This window comes from Acinetobacter baretiae (assembly GCF_015627105.1).
In the GTDB taxonomy this organism is placed as follows: Bacteria; Pseudomonadota; Gammaproteobacteria; order Pseudomonadales; family Moraxellaceae; genus Acinetobacter; species Acinetobacter baretiae.
Window position 1 is genome coordinate 44,157 of sequence record NZ_VTDM01000004.1, and the last position, 18,273, is coordinate 62,429.

Here is an 18,273-nt window from a genome sequence, read left to right on the forward strand (position 1 = left end):
AAAAAGAATAAGTATTCAAGCTGTGCGTATTGTCTTAAAAAAAAGCGACGGGGTAAAGGCTATAAGTCATGATTTATGTACGAAAAGGAGCTGTAACCCCATAAAATTCGCAATATGCCTGTTTTTTAGGCAAAAATATTTTTTTACGTTACAACTTCATAACAAGACTATTATGATCACCCAACAAACTCATAAACATAGACTAACAGCAAAAAATAAGACAACTTGCTAATATTATTATGAGTTTCATATATTTAAGGTATAACAATGAAGATTAAAAAGATTATTTTCGTAGGGGCTACCCTTTTATCCGTTACTAGCTTAAGTGCAGTGACCAATGCAGCTGAAACAAGTGCAAACAACAGTGTTACACAAAGCATTTCGCAAGATTACCAAGAAATGAAAAAGTCTGCTACAACACATACTGAACATCTAAAAGATGATGCAAAACAAGCATGGCATAAAGCTGAAGCAAAAACCGATGCAGCAGGCAATACAATTAAGAAAGATTCACATACAGTAGATACAGGTGCAAAAGATAAATTTATCGAAGCAAAAGATGCAACCAAACACACTTACGATAAAAACAAGCACGCCATTGAAAAAACAACCAACGAAGGTAAAAAATACACGGCTGAAACATGGGATAAAACCAAAGCTGAAACTGCATCAAAATGGGACAAGAGCAAAGACTACACTGCTGACAAGTGGGGGAAAAGCAAAGAATATACCAAAGAAAAAACAGGAGAAATTAAAAAAGGTATGGATCATCAAGTCGACAGCCTAAAACAAACTTTTACCCCTTAAAATATAAAATAAAAGCCTATTTGTTTTAAATAGGCTTTTATTTCACCAAAATACTGAATAAAACTCAAATAATTATTTCTTTGCAAGAATTTTATTCAATTAGTGCAACTGCCCCTAGTGATTCTACTGAAGTCAATGTAAAATGTTTGGTCTTTAAAAAATTACTGTTATAGGGCTTTCATGCGCGAGTACGCTGTTTTTACTTCGGAATCTGTAAGCGAAGGTCATCCAGATAAAATGGCCGACCAAATTAGTGATGCAATTCTAGATGCAATTTTAAAAGAAGACCCTCATGGTCGGGTTGCCTGTGAAACTTTAGTAAAAACAGGGGCTGTTGTACTTGCCGGTGAGGTCACGACCACGGCAAATATAGATATCGAAGCTATTGTGCGCCAAACGGTCAATGCGATTGGTTATAACCACTCAGACTTAGGCTTTGACGGTTCAACCTGTGCTGTCGTCAACATGATTGGTAAACAATCACCTGAAATTGCACAAGGGGTTGACAGACAAAATGCTGAAGATCAAGGTGCAGGTGACCAAGGCCTCATGTTCGGTTACGCAAGCCGTGAAACCGATGTACTGATGCCAGCACCTGTTTCATATGCACATCGCCTCATGGAACAACAAGCAAGATTACGTCGTAATGGCACACTCGCTTGGCTAAGACCAGATGCCAAAAGCCAAGTCACGTTTGCTTATGAGAATGGTCGTCCAGTACGTTTAGATGCTGTTGTACTTTCTACACAACATGACCCAGATATTTCACAAGAACAACTGAAAGAAGCAGTGATCGAAGAAATTATTAAACCGATCATTCCTTCAGATATGTTCCACGCGAGCACCAAATTTCATATTAATCCTACAGGTAAATTTGTGATTGGCGGCCCTGTCGGTGACTGCGGGCTAACAGGTCGTAAAATTATTGTTGACACCTATGGCGGTATGGCTCGTCATGGCGGTGGGGCTTTTTCTGGTAAAGATCCATCGAAAGTTGACCGCTCAGCGGCTTATGCAGGTCGCTACGTTGCAAAAAATGTCGTTGCCGCAGGTCTTGCTGAAAAGTGTGAAATTCAAGTCAGTTATGCAATTGGTGTAGCTGAACCTACATCTATTTCTATTAATACATTTGGCACAGCAAAAGTTGACGAATCACTGATTATTGCTTTAATTCGTGAACATTTTGATTTAAGACCTTATGGCATTACACGTATGCTTAACCTTATCCAACCAATGTACCAACAAACTGCAACTTATGGCCATTTCGGTCGTGATGGTTCAGATCATGCATTTACTTGGGAAAAAACTGATAAAATGCAAGAATTACGCGATGCAAGTGGCTTATAATTAGATTCAGCCACATAAAAACCCACTTTTAAGTGGGTTTTTTAATCTCAATACAAAGAGCACATGAACATGTTAATTAATCAAGGAAAATTTCGAGAAAGAGCCAATCGAAGTAAACGCTATAAAGGTTCTGAAAACCATGTTGCACAACTCATAGATCATTCTTATGATCATCACCATACCGTAAAAAAGCCATTGCCCAATACAGATCAATCCATTGATCAAACACAATTAAAGCCAAATGACACTCAACTTTAAGTGATCTGAGCCATCAATAAAAAAGTTATTTCACGTCTTTCATATTAATTTTTTTCACATCTGGGTTTACTTCTTTTGCTTCACCATCAATCACTTGTGCACCATTTTTTGCTCGTGGTGATGAATTACCCTGTCCTTGCATTTGTTTCATGAGATCTTCAAAAGGATTAGCACCACCTGCTGATCCAGTACCCCCCATCATTCCTCCCATCATTTTATTCATCATTGCTTGCTGACGTTTTGCCATTGCAGCCATCAACGCAGAAACAACCATTTTTTGCACAGGAGGCAACAAAATCAAGACAGCGATCACATCTGAAATTAGTCCAGGAATAATCAATAAAATACCTGCAATTGCCATAGCAATCTTACGTGAAACGTTGGTATCTAAAGACATTTGCCCTGTCATTTGCATTTGTTGTAATTGAGGCATAATCGTTGCTGTACTTGAGCGCAACAACTTAAACCCAATGATTGCCGCCAAGATAAACCAAAAAAACACATACCAGCCACTAATAAACTGAGCAACGCCAATCCATACAGCAATTTCTAAAATTGCGCCGATAACAACCATAAAAACAATATTCATGAAATTTTGTTTACCTTTTAACACTCAAATGAAGTCATATACGCTGCACAGCGCAACACTATATTTATATCTTGTTTTATAAGATAAGGCCTTTTTATAAAAATTAAAGTCAATTTAAATATAAATTAAACAAATAGCATCAAACATTGGCCTTATTCAGATTGAAACCCTCTATACTCCCCTTATAATTTTATAAGCTACTTTTTATTATGTCTTTAATTATTGGAATTGATCCAGGTTCACGACTGACAGGTTACGGTATTATCGAACGTCAGGGAAATGATCTTAAATTTATTGATGCAGGTACCATTAAAACAGAAACGCAAGAAATACCTGAAAGGCTAAAAAGAATTTTTGCTGGCATTGAACGAATTGTAAAATTTTATGGACCAACAGAAGCGGCTGTAGAACAGGTCTTTATGGCACAAAACCCTGATTCAGCTTTGAAACTTGGACAAGCCCGTGGTGCAGCCATTGCAGCACTCGTAAATCTAGATTTACAAGTGGCAGAATACACAGCAAGACAAATCAAACAGTCTGTTGTCGGTTATGGTGCAGCAGATAAAGAACAAGTTCAAATGATGGTCATGCGTATTTTAAAACTGACCATCAAACCACAATCCGATGCAGCCGATGCTTTGGCCGCAGCCATTTGTCATGCCCATGCATCTGGTAGTATGAGCAAAATGGCTGTATTAAATGCACTAGGTGGCATGGCACGTGGACGTAGTCGCTCTAGTTCTCGAAGAAGATAACCCATTTCACCCATCATGATATTTACAAATCCAAGAAAGTTTGGAGTATTTTGCCTAATCACAGCAGATTATTTTCGGTATGATAACGACATAAAATCATATTGCAACTGATGTGGAACACAAAATGACTGTAAGAAATGATTGGAGCCGTGAGGAAATCCAAAAACTTTATGATCAACCCTTTTTAGATCTTGTTTTTGATGCTCAACGCATTCATCGCCAGAACTTTCAAGCAAACAGCATTCAAGTGAGTACACTCCTTTCTATTAAGACAGGTCGTTGCCCTGAAGATTGCAAATATTGCTCACAATCATCTCGTTATGATTCAAAACTAGAAGCTGAAAAACGTATTGCCGTTGAAAAAGTCATCGCTGAAGCTAAAGCAGCGAAAGAAGCTGGGTCATCTCGTTTTTGTATGGGTGCTGCTTGGCGTAACCCACACGAACGTGACATGCCCTACGTCTTAGAAATGGTTCAAGAAGTCAAGTCTTTAGGACTTGAAACTTGTATGACACTCGGTATGCTTGATCAATCGCAAGCAGAACGTCTAAAAACTGCAGGTTTAGATTATTACAACCATAATCTTGATACATCTCGTGAATACTACAGTAATATTATAACGACACGAACTTTTGACGATCGTTTAGATACACTAGACCATGTACGTCGTGTAGGAATGAAAGTTTGTAGTGGAGGTATTGTTGGTTTAGGTGAAGGCAAACAAGACCGTATTGGCTTATTACATGAGTTAGCTACATTGCCGATTCATCCTGAATCTGTTCCAATTAATATGCTTGTTCCTATTGAAGGTACGCCCCTTGCAAATGTGGACAAACTAGATACAACCGAATGGATTAAAACCATTGCTGTCGCTCGTATTATTATGCCAAAAAGTTATATTCGACTTTCGGCAGGTCGTGAGGCTCTGAGTGACTCAGACCAAGCATTGGCCTTTATGGCAGGTGCAAATTCACTGTTTTCTGGTGAAAAACTCTTAACGACACCCAATGCAGGTGAAGGCAAAGACAAAGTGTTATTTGCTAAATTAGGTCTTACCCCTGAAAAACCTAAACCAACTGTTACTGAACTCTCTGTTGATGCAATGGCCATTTCAGCTTAAAACATACACTATCAAAAAAACCATGGTGCACAATCAATGACCATGGTTTTTTTAACCTAAAATAAATAATAACAACCGTACACTAGAACCAACTCTTTCTCACAAATAGATACTCACAATGCACCGTAAAACAGTTTCAGCAATTGCTTCAATACTGCTATTTACTTCATGTTATACCTTTGCAAATCCAACAAAACAGTATCAACTAGAACAGGTCGTGACTCTAATTCGACATGGCATTCGTCCTCAAACCAACACCGAAGCATTAAATGAAGCCACAGGTAAAGCATGGCCAGTGTGGTCGGTACCTGATGGACACCTTACTGCTCGTGGATATGCAGGCATGCTTAATCAAGCCCAATATCAAATGAGTATATGGCAACAACAAGGATTGCCATTACTCTCCAATCAACCTTGTAGCCTACAACAAAATCAGTTATTTATTTGGGCTGCTCCTGATGAGCGAACACAAAAAACTGCTCAAGCCTTTGCAGAAGGAATCAATCCACATTGCCGTTTTAACGTCAATGTTAGTCAATATAAACAAGACCCATTATTTGATGCCGTAAAAATGCAAAGTACAACCCCTTCGTTTGAAGCAATCCAACAACAATTTAAAGCAAAAATCATCAGCCAAGATAAAATACAGACCCGCTATAAAACAATAAATCAAGCTTTTAAACAAGCGGTTTGCACGTCAGACCACTGTCAATTTCTAGATGAACCATGGGAGCTAAAATTAACACATAAAGGACAACCTAAGCTGAGTGGCCCAGCCAATGAAGGGGCAAATATTGGCGAAACCATTCGACTACAGTACAGTGAAAACTTCTCACTTGATCAAATTGCATTTGGGCATGTTCGTGATGTAAGTGATGTTAAATCACTCATGCAACTACATCAGGCAAAGTATATTTATCTCAATGAGATCATGCCTTATGCCCAAATGGGAGGATCCATTTTATACCAGCAAATACTAAATGCACTTTCAACACCACAGACCAATGACCCTTTATCTAGACCTTTGGTTATTTTTGTAGGTCATGACACCAATATTTCACAAATAAAAACATTGCTAGGTTTTCATTGGCAACTACCACAATATTTAGCAGATGACATTCCACCAGGGGGTAGCTTAACTTTTAGTAAATATAAAGAACTAAAAACGCAGCAATATTTCGTAAAAATCGATTTTAGTGCGAGAACACTTGACCAATGGCGACAACTTACGCCTCTTTCAAGCAAAGCACCTTTGGCACAAAATACCCTCAGATATGCTTATTGTAAATCAACCTCTGTAGGTACACTTTGCCCCCTTGAACAATTTTTACATGATGCACAACAAAAAATTATCCCTACCACAATAAATCAGCCATTATTTCAATAATCAGTATTCTTATCGGTCATGAATTGTATACAATCCATCACAGCTTTTAGTTATAGATTGATACGGTATTACAATGCAAAAAACTTGGTCTGATCTTGATCACTATATTGAATCTCACCTTATTCCTCAAGATCAAAAATTACAACAGGTGATAGATAACACAGACCAATATGGGTTATCTAATCATCTTGCTGTTGCCCCCAATCAAGGCATGTTATTGCAAATGCTCATACAAATGAACAAAGCCAAACGTGTATTAGAAATCGGAACATTTGCTGCCTACAGTACACTTTGGCTTGCTAGAGCACTTCCAGAAGATGGTTATTTACTCACGATTGAGGGAAGATATAGCCATGCTCGCGTTGCACAAGAAAATATTCAGCAGGCTCAAATGCATGTTGATATTGATTTACGTATTGGTATGGCGGCAGACGTCCTAAATGCTTTACCGAAAGACACCTCTCCTTTCGATTTTATTTTTATTGATGCAGATAAAGGTAGTTATCCGACATATTTAGAATTGGCACTTCAATTTAGCCATTCTGGTACTATTATTGTTTTAGATAATGTCATTCGTGCAGGGGATATTATTGATGCTTCAAATCAAAAACCAAGCATTGTAGGAATTCGTAAAATGTTTGAAGCCCTACAAAACCATCCTCGCCTATTATCTTGCACAGCATTACAAACTGTAGGAAGCAAAGGACACGATGGTTTAGCAATTGCTATTGTGAAATAGACAAAATTTAAACGTTTTTTTATTTCAAATAAAAAACAAACACTTAAGTAGATAAAATCATATTATCCATAAAGTTATCCACAGGATTTGCGGATAACTTTTTTGGAAAGGAATTACTTCGCTACAATTAAAGGAACATCAATTTCTCGATACACTTTAGTTGTAATACTTCCTAAGAAAAATTGCTGGATACGGCTTTGACTAAATGCACCTAAAATTACGAATTGAATGCCATGTTCTCGTTGGTAATCAATAATATTTTGAGCGACATCACCATGACGATGCTCAACAACCACATCGAATCCATGCTCTCTTAAATAATTTTCTGGAGTTTCCAACAGTTCTGGGTAATCACCTACATATAATAGATGACACTGTAAATGTTTAAATAAATCGCTCTCTACAATGCTATGCATCATTTTAGTACATACATCAGAGTATTCATAAGCAAAAATAAAACGAGTTGGTGGCTTAAAATGCTCACTTACTGTCATCACAGTGCATTTAGCACCTCGAATAAAGTTTTCAACATTACCGCCTAGATCTTTATTTTTCTCAGCAGCACTATCACCAACCTTACCAATCAAGGCAATATCATCCTCTTGTAATGCACCTAAGCTTTGTTCTAAAAAATCACCTTTTTCTTGTACAATAGAAACATCTAACCCATGTTTTTCTTCAATTTGTTGCTTAATATGTTTCAGCAAATTATTACTATAATCTAATGCAAGCGTACTTTGTTTTTGCTCTAGCTCAGCGAGCTCTTTTAGCAGCATCGCATTACTTTCAAAGCCAATAACACCGCTAATTTCGCCTAAATGATAACTGGATGGGTAATAATCTAAAACCTGTAATAACACGAGCTCACGGTGAGTTGTTTTTGCAATCCATGCAGCCGCTTCAGCGATGGCATTAACACATGGAGATGAGTCAATACATGCAATAACACGTTTCATTTTTGCCTCTCTTACGAGTTTGTTCTATACATAATCATAGCTTCAAATTAACACAAGTGGATAACCGTGCAACTGTTTTATGCAAGTTACGCACAAAAATTACGATATTTATGGATTAATCAGGCCTAAATTTAATGAATTTTGCAGGATTTCCAGCAACTATCGTGTAAGGCTCCACATTTTTGGTCACCATGCTGTGCATACCGACCACTGCATGATTTCCAATTTTTACTCCATCTCGAACACCTGTATGTGCACCTAACCAAACATCTTGACCAATTTCTATGCCTTTAGATGTAACCGATTGTTGATAAATTGGAGAATCTGACGCCATACCATGGTTAAATGCATAAAGATGACTATATGCAGCCAATCTCACTTGATCATGAAGAATAATACCTGCTCGGCCACCATCTAAAATACAATGGTGATTAATTGCGACTTCATTACCAATCGTTAATGGACCATGTAACACGCTGTCTGCTGCAATAAAAGTATTATCTCCGATCGTTATTTTTCTTCCACGTTCTGCAAAAATATGAGCCTGTGGTGAAATAAAAACATTTTCACCAATCTCAACGGTTTCCATATCCATTAAGTAGGCCTGATATTCTTGTTGCCATTGTACCGCCCATTGTTTATGTTGATCTTTTAATCGCCAATACAACCACGGCATATAATTTAAACGTTGTTTATGCTGTTCGCGGTATTTTAACAACCTATCTGTCATGATCAACTCCTTTGAGTCGTTCTCTTCCTCTGGTTACATCTTGAATTTTTTGTGCCAATTCACTTTGTTGATGATGTTGAATTTTCGCTGAAATTTTCACACCACTTATCAAATATTCTTGAGTAAATACAATTTGCTGGTGTAGTAATTCATATTGTAAAATTGGCCATTCACTAAAATTACATTCAAAATAAACATCAATTTTTTCAACTAAAGCAATTTTCTCTGCTAATAGCAGTGCTTTACCTGCAGTTCCACCATACGCACGAACCAAGCCACCTGTGCCCAATTTCACACCACCATACCAACGATTTACCAGTACAAGAATATTGGTTAATTCATTGCCTTCTATTGTGGCCAGAATAGGTCTCCCTGCTGTTCCTGAGGGCTCACTATCATCGTTGATACGAACATTATGGCCAATTTTCCATGCCCAACATTGATGTGTTGTCGAATGATCTTGATACTCTTCTAAAGTCATTTTTACATCTTCTTCTGTTTCAACAGGAATGACGTAAGCTTGGAAGCGACTTTTTTTTATGTCTTCTTCATAAACAACAGGGTCTAAAATTGTAAATGGCATACTCACTCATTGTTTTGAATTTTAAATCATTATAGCCTTTTCTCAGCGCAGACCAAATGTCATCTAAAACCACTTTCATATTAAATCACATATCATTTTTATGAGACGCAGTTGCGATAATGAATGTTTAAAATAAATAAATGAATGCGTGAAATATTGGTTCAAACAAAAATAATCTTGAGTAGTGAGTAGTGAGTAGTGAGTAGTGAGTAGTGAGTAGTGAGTAGTGAGTAGTGAGTAGTGAGTAGTGTAGAAAAATACTATAGAATATTACAAATCAACGACCACCATGAAATTCGCTCACTTTCTTCAATTCCCTATTTTAGGATCAAATATGCATATTAAACATGGCATTTACCAACATTATAAAGGCCAAAAATATCAGGTCATAGGCACAGCTCAGCACAGTGAAACACAAGAACAACTGGTTGTTTATCAGTGCCTATATGGTGATTTTTCTCTTTGGGTCAGACCATTAAGTATGTTTGAAGAACACGTCGTTTTAGCTGATGGAAAAAGTGTGGCTCGCTTTCAGTTTATTAAAGCGAGCTATTAGGTTTACTGAGTTCATTCATCGGCCAACGAGGTGTTGTAGTTACCACTAAGCCGTCACTTGCCCCTTCTTTTAAACGCTGATAGCCTGCAAAAGCAATCATTGCACCATTGTCTGTGCATAAAGCAGGCTCTGCGTAGTACACCTCTGCTTTCATTTTAGGCAAAGCGTGCTCTAATTGTTCACGCAACCTCAGATTTGCACTAACACCACCTGCAATCACTAAACGTTTGAGCCCCGTTTGTTTTAACGCATTCACTGATTTTTTAACCAGTGTATCAACAATAGCTTCTTGAAATGAAGCTGCAATATCTGCATCTTTATTTTCACCATTCAATTTTTTAAGCTGAACGGATACAGCTGTTTTCAATCCACTAAACGAAAAAACAAGGCCTTTATGTAACATAGGACGTGGAAAATCAAATGCCTTAGGATCACCATTTAAAGCAAGTTTTGCAATATTTGGCCCACCGGGGTAAGGCAAATTCATCATTTTAGCAACTTTATCAAATGCCTCTCCTGCTGCATCATCAATTGATTCGCCCAACATTTCATACTCACCAATTCCATATGCGGCCATTAATTGTGTGTGTCCGCCCGACACCAACAGTGCCACAAAAGGAAATTGCGGAGGATGTTCGGACAGTAAAGGTGCAAGCATATGACCTTCCATATGATGAACACCTATGGCCGGTTTATTTAACGCAAATGCCAATGTTCGACCAAATAAAGCCCCTGTCATCAATGCACCCATTAAACCTGGGCCTCTTGTATATGCCACTGCATCAATTTGCTTTTTTTGAATATTGGCTTGACTTAACAGGCGATCTAAAAGGGGAACCATTTTACGCACATGGTCGCGAGATGCTAACTCAGGTACAACGCCACCATATTCTGCATGTAATTGCATTTGTGTATAAAGCACTTGACCTAACAAGCCTTTTTCACTGTCATACAATGCAAGTCCAGTTTCATCACAAGATGTTTCCAAGCCTAAAACAATCATTTATACGCCTATTTTTCACATTCAATTCGCAGCAAAGCTATTATAGGCTTGTAGTATGAGATGTAAATGAGTAAAATACTGCACTTCACTTGTTTTCTAGTGCATACCGCGCTAGATTTTATCCATAATATTGAGGATTTTCATGCCACAAGTTAAATTGAAAGAAGGCGAACCAGTAGACGTAGCAATCCGTCGTTTCAAACGTTCTTGCGAAAAAGCTGGTGTTTTAGCAGATGTTCGTAAACGTGAATTTTACGAAAAGCCAACACAAGAACGCAAGCGCAAAAAAGCTGCTGCTGTGAAACGCTACCAAAAGAAATTGACTCGCGAATCTGTACGTACTACTCGTCTTTACTAATTTTAATTTGTGACTGAGGTTGCTTGTATGAATAACTTGAAAAACCAAATTACTGATGCATTGAAAAATGCCATGCGTGCAAAAGAAATGTCTACAGTAACTGTTATTCGTAGCTTACAAGCAGCAATTAAACAAATTGAAATCGATGAACGTATAGAACTTGATGAAAATCGAGTCCTTACAATTGTCGAAAAGCAAGTTAAACAACGTAAAGAGTCAGTCAAAGCATTTTCTGCGGCTGACCGTGACGATTTAGCTAGTAAAGAGCAAGCTGAAATTGAGATTCTATCTCAATTTCTACCAGTTGCTATGACTGAGGAAGAACTTGACTCTATTATTGCAAAGATTATTTCTGAGCAAAACGCAACTAGCATGAAAGATATGGGTAAGGTGATGAATTCTCTACGTCCGATCATAGCCGGACGTGCCGACCCTTCTATTGCATCTACAAAAATTAAAAATCAGCTCAACGGCTAACTCAGACGTTATAGTTGCTCATTCTACATATTTTTAATCATTGCCCACAATGCTCTTTTTTGAGTTGGGTCATTAATAATATCCGTCATACTTGGCATATTTTTTTTCACCTCAAGGTTTATGCTAGACGGTAATTGTCCCAATAAAATAACCTCTTTGTCTAATGACACATGATCAACAAACCCTTTTACATAACTATTTGCAAAACACCCCTGTTGAAAATCAGGCAAATTGGGTGGCCAATGTAAATTTGTCGATGTTGCGGCCAATGCATAAGTTAAATTTTCTAAAAATATTTTTTCTTGTACTGATATTTCAGTCACGTTTAACAATAAGCTGTATTGATCTGTACTCAATAAAATAAGCGTAAATGGTGGAATTACTTGCTGTACTAATGCTTGAGGCATTTCAGGAGTTAAAACAGATTCTACATGCATCAGATCTTCATTTTTTTGAAGATCATCAAGTACTTTCGTTTGGATCTGAATATGCTTTTGGCGCGTGTCTTTTTCTGATATTAAATCTTGTTTAATAATACTAGGCTGTTGATCTTCAAGCTCAAAAAATGCACTAGATTGATTGCGCCAAAACTGCTCGGCTGAAAAATTTTTAGGTTGTGTATCTTTTACAATCCACACATCCACCCCCATACTATGTAATAGGTGGCGTTGCTGTTGTAACATCAGATCATTCATAAACAGTGAAATTTACTTCTATGGTCGACTATTTTATCACTCACAGATATAAATAAACTACATTATCATCATATTATTATGATTTAGTACTCGATTAACCATCGCATCGCTTTCAAAACCAAATCTCCAATACAATAATGTCAGTACATCTAATTCTTCTTGTGTAATCATTCGATCATTCCACAAACATTGTTCAGCAATATACAAAAACTTCAAACGATCTCTAAGTAACAAACCTTCCATATGATGAAGAATCAAGCCTAAATCAACACCATCATGCACCGCTTGTATAATTTCTCCCGTTAATTGTAATAACATCTCATCACGACGTTTCTTTTGATTGGCCTGTCCAAGATATTGCACATGTAACAGTGCATCCACCAATGTGGTTAATTCTTTTGAAATACTTTCATTTGACGTTGGCATATGTACGGGTAAAAGATTTAATTTCTCTTTTACTTTTTCTAGCAGTAAAATATCAAGTAACCCAACAGAACCATCACTTTGAATAATGTTTGCTAGGCGTGTTAAAAATTTTCGAGCCATACTTAAAGGCATTGGCTTTAATTGTTGGCATGCATCCAGAAAAATTTGTACGTGTAAACGATGGTCTATATGTTGTAATGCTTCAATAATGGCATAGCTGACAACAACTGTTTGTGGAATGAATGCTTTGTACTGTCGAATCATAAAAATGGCAACCAAAACCTCCCGTACACCTGTTGCAGTTTGCAATGCTCGAATCACCACTTGAGGGCTGTCTATATTCTTTCTTGTTTCTGGATTGAGTGCATATATTTTATCGTATTCAGGATTTACTCTTAAATCATTCGCCCGTCTTAAACTTGGTAACGGTTGAGGCGTAGACCACAATATATGCGCTGTAGCAAACTCTTCATATTCAAAAGGCTTAAATAAGCTAAATGATGTTAAATGTGTCAGTTTTTTTAATTTTTCTTGCTGTAATTCTTTTATTAAATGTGGCGATAATCGATAAATACGACTCTTAATACTTGGATGTGTATTAAGCCAGCTTTGTGGACTTAAGGAGTTTGCAAAACACATATGAGCAATTGATTCAGAATAAGAGCTATGGATTTGAGAACCGGCATGATGCACATAAATTCTTAACAAAGTTTGTAAATTGGTATCTCGTTGTAATAGTGCTTGTGTTTGCACATCATTTTTAAATGTTCGACCTGAAAGTGTAAAATATTTAACTAATCTAGAAATTAAAAGTCCTAAGCTCCCCATCAACCAAATAATACCGCCTATGGCAACAAGAACACTTTCAAATTTATGACGTTTTTGTTTTACATCTGAACGAAATCCCCAGCGAGCGATTTCACTGCCTAATTGATTAAAAGTAATTAATGCACTAAATAAAATTTTGAGGCGAATATTTTGTTGTGCCTCTCCTGTCATAATTTGATTAAAAGTATAACTTAATAAGCCATGTAGCTCTAATTCATCTAAGTTTTGCAATGCACCCCAAGTTAAAATAATCACCGTATCAGTATCATCTGCACCTGCTGTAAGCGCATTCACACCAACTTCATGGGGTAAAATATAAACAGATGGCACAACAATATTAAACTGTTCTGCAAGTGATTCTGTAATATGTACTGCAATCATTTCTTCAGGTGTACATTCAGAAATATCTAAATAACGCGCATTCATTTGACGCGCTAAAGAATGCCCTCCTTTTCTAAAAATGTATATTTCATACATTAAAGAGGCCAACATAATCATCATTACGCAAATTAAAAAAGTCTGACTATAACAATTCCACCAAATTGACTGTGTTTGATCTAAATAATAAATCATTAAACCAAATGAAAAATTCAAAATTGCCAATGTAAGTATAATTGCAAATAAACAAATGACCGTTGCAATAAATAAATTCTTTTTATGCATGGCGGTTGTTCTATGCTGTGTCAATTTCAATCATTCCTAGATAAAGACTATTCCATGTATATCTCTTATGATAAGTAAACAATGACAATAAATTGTGCTTTCCTTCTCACTTTTTATCACCATCACTTATCAAAACCGTTTTTTATTTTTATACGATGTTCTTTACTCACAATATCATGAATCTTTTATAATGATACAAGAAATAGTTCAAACTTAAGCAAATAAAAAGTGGGATATACCCACTTTTTATTTATTCATTTAGGCTTCTGTAATCCCTGTAAGATCGACTGATGCTGCATCAATATTCACATCAATGTAGCTGTCTTTTTTCTTGGCTTTATCTGAACGACTTTGTTCTAAGTTGTTCAAATACGCAGTATCTATATCACCTGTAATATACTGGCCATCAAATACAGAACAGTCAAAATCAGTAACTTGTGGAACTTTGGTCACTCGAATGGCATCTTTTAACTCTTCTAAATCTTGAAAAATTAAACGGTCTGCGCCAATTAAAGCTCTAATTTCTTCTACATTACGATCAGATGCAATAAGCTCTGTTTTCGCTGGCATGTCAATACCATACACATTTGGATATTTCACCATAGGTGCAGCAGAAGCAAAGAATACTTTTTTAGCGCCTGAATCTCTAGCCATCTGAATGATTTCGTTACACGTTGTACCACGTACAATTGAATCATCGACCAATAAAACATTTTTCCCTTTAAACTCAAGTTCAACAGGGTTTAGTTTTTGACGTACAGATTTTTCTCGTTGCTGTTGGCCTGGCATAATAAATGTACGCCCAATGTAACGGTTTTTCATAAAGCCCTCTCGGAACTTTACACCTAACACATTGGCCAACTCTAGTGCAGAAGTACGACTAGTATCTGGAATTGGAATCACAACATCAATATCATGACTCTCACCCCATTCTTTTAAAATACGATGAGCAAGTTTTTCACCCATTTTTAACCGTGCTTTATATACCGAAATGCCATCAATAATCGCATCTGGACGTGCAAAGTAAACGTATTCAAAAATACATGGAAAATATTGTGGATTAGTTGCACATTGCTTACTAAATAAATTGCCAGATTCATCAATATAAATTGCTTCACCTGGTTCAATATCACGTTCAACTTTGAACCCTAGTGCGGTGATTGCAACAGATTCTGAAGCAATAATATATTCTTTTTGACCATTATCGAGCTCACGTGAACCATAAATCAGCGGTCGAATACCATTTGGATCACGAAATCCAACAATTCCTTGCCCTGTGATCATTGCAAGTACACCATATGCACCTTTACAGCGTTGATGCACGCGATGTACAGCATAGAAAATATCTTCAGGTGTTGGGTGTAATGTTCTGAGTTTTTGTAACTCGTGCGCAAATACATTCAGCAACACTTCTGAATCTGAATCGGTATTCATATGACGAAGATCTGTTTCAAAAAGATCCTGTCGAATATCATCTGCATTGGTTAAGTTACCATTATGTGCCAACGTAATACCATACGGTGAATTCACATAAAATGGTTGTGCCTCTGCACTACTGGACGAACCTGCAGTCGGATAGCGTACATGGCCAATGCCATAGTTGCCTTGCAAAGCTCGCATATGACGTGTATGAAAAACATCACGCACTAAACCATTGTCTTTTCTAAGAAATAAACGCCCTTCTTTACAAGTGACTATGCCAGCAGCATCTTGTCCACGATGTTGTAACATCGTTAAAGCGTCAAACAATAATTGGTTTACTGGTGATTTTCCAGCGATCCCAACAACTCCACACATAGCAACCTCGCAATCAAGCTTGGATTAATTAAAAGGGTTTTCTGTTGTATGCCCAGAAGCACTTCTTTTGACTGAAGACTCTGAACGAACAGGTGAAGCACCTTGTGCCTCGGTTTGTTGAAAATGTTCTATTGCTTCATGTGCAACACTTTTTGTCATGTCTGTTGCAACAGGAGCATATGGCAATAGTGTTTGTACAACTTTCGACTGTTTCCAATTTTGTGCTGCATGTACCCAAGGCTCTACACCTTGCATAATGATGAGAAGAACAAAAACCGTTTTGATGATACCTAATACACCACCTGCAAAACGATTTAATGGACCTAAATTCAGACTCACGAAAATTTTATTAATCACTGCAGAGACAAGCCATGTTAACGCCATGACCATTAAAACTAAAGCGGAAAAAGCAACAATTTTTTGTACAACGATGTCTTGACTTAAACTAGACATCACGGGCGCAAGTTCACCTGCATATTTTGCACCTACAAATAATGCTAATATCCAACCTCCCAAGTTCGCCAAGGCTTGAATCAATCCTTGTCGCAAACCATGTACTCCTCCTAGCACCACCATGATTACAATAACAATGTCTAATGCGTTCATGCGTGTTAGGTCATCGCTTGAATACTATCTTGTACAAGTTTTGGTCCTGTATAGATTAATCCTGTATAAATTTGCACTAATTGCGCACCCGCTTGTTGCTTCATTAACGCCTGTTCACCAGTTAAAATACCACCAACACCAATGATTGGAATCTCTTGCTTTAAATGGGCTGCAAAACGTGCCAAACATGCTGTGCTTTTTTCAAAAACAGGTGCTCCAGATAAACCACCCGCCTCGTCTGCAAACGCTAAGTCTTCCACACCGTCACGAGACAATGTTGTATTTGTCACAATCAAGCCATCAATATTATACTGCAATAATGCTGCTGCAATAAAATCGACATCTTCTTCAGATAAATCAGGAGCAACCTTTAACACCAATGGTACATAATGCTGATACTGCTCTGCAAGTTCAAGTTGACGTGCTTTGAGTGTTGAAAGAAGTAATGTCAACGCGTCACCACTTTGCAAACTTCTAAGATTTTTTGTGTTCGGAGATGAGATATTTACCGTAATATAAGACGCATAATGATAGACTTTTTCTAAACAGTACAAATAATCATCGACTGCATTTTCTACAGGTGTATCTGCATTTTTACCAATATTAATACCAAGCACACCTGTATATTTGGCTTGCTTGACATTTTCAACTAATTTGTCTACACCATCATTATTAAAACCCATACGGTTAATAATGGCTTGTGCTTTTGGAAGTCTAAATAAACGAGGTTTTGGATTTCCACTTTGCGGACGTGGCGTTACTGTACCGATTTCAATAAAACCAAACCCTAATGCGGCAAGTGCATCAATATGAGCACCATTTTTATCTAAGCCTGCAGCAAGCCCAACAGGGTTTTGAAATTCAATCCCCATACAAGTCACTGGTTTTTGGACTATTTTTGCTTTAAGTAAGCCTAATCGATACGCCCGATTTAACCAAGACAATGTCAACTCATGTGCATGTTCTGGTGACAAAGAAAATAACAAAGGTCGGGCGAGTGAATACATCATATGCGATCAAGTTTATTTGCTTTAACTCGTCCTATTATAGGGCATTTACCCACATAAATACTATGTCTTATGTGGGATTATTTTTCATAAAACTGTCACACTGGCCAACACTCAAGGTTAATCCTTCGGAACAAAGTGAGCCTTTAATGTTGATAGACCTTGAGTAAGAACAGTTTGTTCATATATTCGAGCTTCAGCCAACGCAAAAGGATGGAAAGGCTGTTGCACCAAAATTTCTTCAATATGGGCAACAATATTCATATGACACACCACGACCACATGCTCAAAATCTAAATACGACAACCACTCCACTGCTAATTCAGCCTCGTCATCTGGCTTAATATAATCACATAACATCACTGGAATATTAGGATACTTTTGTTGTATGTGTTTGAGCGTTTGTTGTGCTCTGACCAAGGGACTCACCACAAACAAATCTGGTTGAGTAATATTTTCTTTTAAAAAATCAGCAGTCTGCGCTGCTTGCGTATGTCCTTTTGGGGTAAGCTGACGAACAACATCATTATGATCCGATCCTGCTGGATGTGCTTCACCATGACGAACTAAAGTAAGTTGCATTTTT

General features: G+C 37.3%; 21 protein-coding genes. 10 read left to right on the top strand and 11 right to left on the bottom strand.

The genetic code is table 11. The features are described from left to right. The first annotated feature begins 267 nt into the window (after window positions 1-267). The 3 genes from I2F17_RS01980 to I2F17_RS01990 all read left to right on the top strand — a co-directional run bounded on the left by I2F17_RS01980 (window position 268) and on the right by I2F17_RS01990 (window position 2,412). Window positions 268-807 (top strand): hypothetical protein, encoded by a 540-nt coding sequence (locus I2F17_RS01980; protein WP_211138973.1) that lies wholly within the window; start codon window positions 268-270, stop codon window positions 805-807. 180 nt (window positions 808-987) lie between these two features. Then, window positions 988-2,154 carry a methionine adenosyltransferase gene (gene metK, locus I2F17_RS01985; RefSeq protein WP_196422098.1) on the top strand — a complete coding sequence of 389 codons (1,167 nt, stop codon included), beginning with the start codon at window positions 988-990 and terminating at the stop codon, window positions 2,152-2,154. 69 nt (window positions 2,155-2,223) lie between these two features. Then, complete coding sequence (locus I2F17_RS01990; RefSeq protein WP_211138974.1) at window positions 2,224-2,412, top strand: hypothetical protein; 189 nt, start codon at window positions 2,224-2,226, stop codon at window positions 2,410-2,412. Window positions 2,413-2,437: 25 nt separating this feature from the next. On the opposite strand, the gene I2F17_RS01995 is transcribed toward I2F17_RS01990, so the two are convergent. Then, a complete protein-coding gene (locus tag I2F17_RS01995) occupies window positions 2,438-3,001 on the bottom strand; it encodes an FxsA family protein (RefSeq protein WP_211138975.1) in 564 nt (187 codons plus the stop codon). Between the two features lie 209 nt (window positions 3,002-3,210). Between I2F17_RS01995 and ruvC the strand changes: the two genes are divergently transcribed. From ruvC to I2F17_RS02015, 4 genes are all read left to right on the top strand, one after another. Then, window positions 3,211-3,756 carry a crossover junction endodeoxyribonuclease RuvC gene (gene ruvC, locus I2F17_RS02000; protein WP_196422095.1) on the top strand — a complete coding sequence of 182 codons (546 nt, stop codon included), beginning with the start codon at window positions 3,211-3,213 and terminating at the stop codon, window positions 3,754-3,756. 124 nt (window positions 3,757-3,880) lie between these two features. After that, entirely contained in the window at window positions 3,881-4,876 is a 996-nt protein-coding gene (bioB, locus tag I2F17_RS02005) for a biotin synthase BioB (protein ID WP_196422094.1), read from the top strand. Between the two features lie 118 nt (window positions 4,877-4,994). Then, window positions 4,995-6,263: a histidine-type phosphatase gene (locus I2F17_RS02010; RefSeq protein WP_211138976.1), complete on the top strand. Its 1,269-nt coding sequence runs from the start codon at window positions 4,995-4,997 to the stop codon at window positions 6,261-6,263. A gap of 73 nt (window positions 6,264-6,336) precedes the next feature. Continuing rightward, window positions 6,337-7,002, top strand: a complete 666-nt coding sequence (locus I2F17_RS02015) for an O-methyltransferase (protein WP_211138977.1) — start codon at window positions 6,337-6,339, stop codon at window positions 7,000-7,002. 113 nt (window positions 7,003-7,115) lie between these two features. Here the strand turns inward: I2F17_RS02015 and I2F17_RS02020 are convergent, their stop codons facing one another. From I2F17_RS02020 to I2F17_RS02030, 3 genes are all read right to left on the bottom strand, one after another. Beyond that, on the bottom strand, window positions 7,116-7,958 hold the full coding sequence (locus I2F17_RS02020; protein WP_196422091.1) for a universal stress protein: 843 nt from the start codon (window positions 7,956-7,958) through the stop codon (window positions 7,116-7,118). Between the two features lie 115 nt (window positions 7,959-8,073). Beyond that, window positions 8,074-8,688 carry an acyltransferase gene (locus tag I2F17_RS02025; RefSeq protein WP_196422090.1) on the bottom strand — a complete coding sequence of 205 codons (615 nt, stop codon included), beginning with the start codon at window positions 8,686-8,688 and terminating at the stop codon, window positions 8,074-8,076. Next, window positions 8,678-9,271: an IMPACT family protein gene (locus tag I2F17_RS02030; RefSeq protein WP_211138978.1), complete on the bottom strand. Its 594-nt coding sequence runs from the start codon at window positions 9,269-9,271 to the stop codon at window positions 8,678-8,680. The genes I2F17_RS02025 and I2F17_RS02030 overlap by 11 nt, the downstream gene beginning before the upstream one ends. A 334-nt stretch (window positions 9,272-9,605) precedes the next feature. Here I2F17_RS02030 and I2F17_RS02035 point away from each other — a divergent pair, with 334 nt between their 5' ends. Then, window positions 9,606-9,827, top strand: a complete 222-nt coding sequence (locus I2F17_RS02035) for a DUF1653 domain-containing protein (protein WP_196422088.1) — start codon at window positions 9,606-9,608, stop codon at window positions 9,825-9,827. On the opposite strand, the gene tsaD is transcribed toward I2F17_RS02035, so the two are convergent. Next, window positions 9,811-10,830: a tRNA (adenosine(37)-N6)-threonylcarbamoyltransferase complex transferase subunit TsaD gene (tsaD, locus tag I2F17_RS02040; RefSeq protein WP_196422087.1), complete on the bottom strand. Its 1,020-nt coding sequence runs from the start codon at window positions 10,828-10,830 to the stop codon at window positions 9,811-9,813. The genes I2F17_RS02035 and tsaD overlap by 17 nt on opposite strands. Before the next feature lie 142 nt (window positions 10,831-10,972). Between tsaD and rpsU the strand changes: the two genes are divergently transcribed. Both rpsU and I2F17_RS02050 read left to right on the top strand, forming a co-directional pair. Continuing rightward, window positions 10,973-11,188 (top strand): 30S ribosomal protein S21, encoded by a 216-nt coding sequence (rpsU, locus tag I2F17_RS02045; RefSeq protein ID WP_004652785.1) that lies wholly within the window; start codon window positions 10,973-10,975, stop codon window positions 11,186-11,188. Between the two features lie 27 nt (window positions 11,189-11,215). After that, window positions 11,216-11,665, top strand: a complete 450-nt coding sequence (locus I2F17_RS02050) for a GatB/YqeY domain-containing protein (protein WP_196422086.1) — start codon at window positions 11,216-11,218, stop codon at window positions 11,663-11,665. A gap of 23 nt (window positions 11,666-11,688) precedes the next feature. On the opposite strand, the gene I2F17_RS02055 is transcribed toward I2F17_RS02050, so the two are convergent. The 6 genes from I2F17_RS02055 to I2F17_RS02080 form a co-directional block, all read right to left on the bottom strand. Beyond that, a complete protein-coding gene (locus tag I2F17_RS02055) occupies window positions 11,689-12,348 on the bottom strand; it encodes a hypothetical protein (protein ID WP_211138979.1) in 660 nt (219 codons plus the stop codon). Window positions 12,349-12,417: 69 nt separating this feature from the next. After that, entirely contained in the window at window positions 12,418-14,277 is a 1,860-nt protein-coding gene (locus I2F17_RS02060) for a M48 family metalloprotease (RefSeq protein ID WP_196422084.1), read from the bottom strand. A 258-nt stretch (window positions 14,278-14,535) separates the two neighbouring features. Next, window positions 14,536-16,074 (bottom strand): amidophosphoribosyltransferase, encoded by a 1,539-nt coding sequence (gene purF / locus I2F17_RS02065; protein ID WP_196422083.1) that lies wholly within the window; start codon window positions 16,072-16,074, stop codon window positions 14,536-14,538. A 24-nt stretch (window positions 16,075-16,098) separates the two neighbouring features. Beyond that, entirely contained in the window at window positions 16,099-16,680 is a 582-nt protein-coding gene (locus I2F17_RS02070) for a CvpA family protein (RefSeq protein ID WP_196422082.1), read from the bottom strand. A gap of 5 nt (window positions 16,681-16,685) precedes the next feature. Next, a complete protein-coding gene (locus I2F17_RS02075) occupies window positions 16,686-17,690 on the bottom strand; it encodes a quinone-dependent dihydroorotate dehydrogenase (RefSeq protein ID WP_211138980.1) in 1,005 nt (334 codons plus the stop codon). Between the two features lie 117 nt (window positions 17,691-17,807). Next, window positions 17,808-18,269 carry a SixA phosphatase family protein gene (locus I2F17_RS02080; RefSeq protein ID WP_196422080.1) on the bottom strand — a complete coding sequence of 154 codons (462 nt, stop codon included), beginning with the start codon at window positions 18,267-18,269 and terminating at the stop codon, window positions 17,808-17,810. Window positions 18,270-18,273 lie beyond the last annotated feature (4 nt).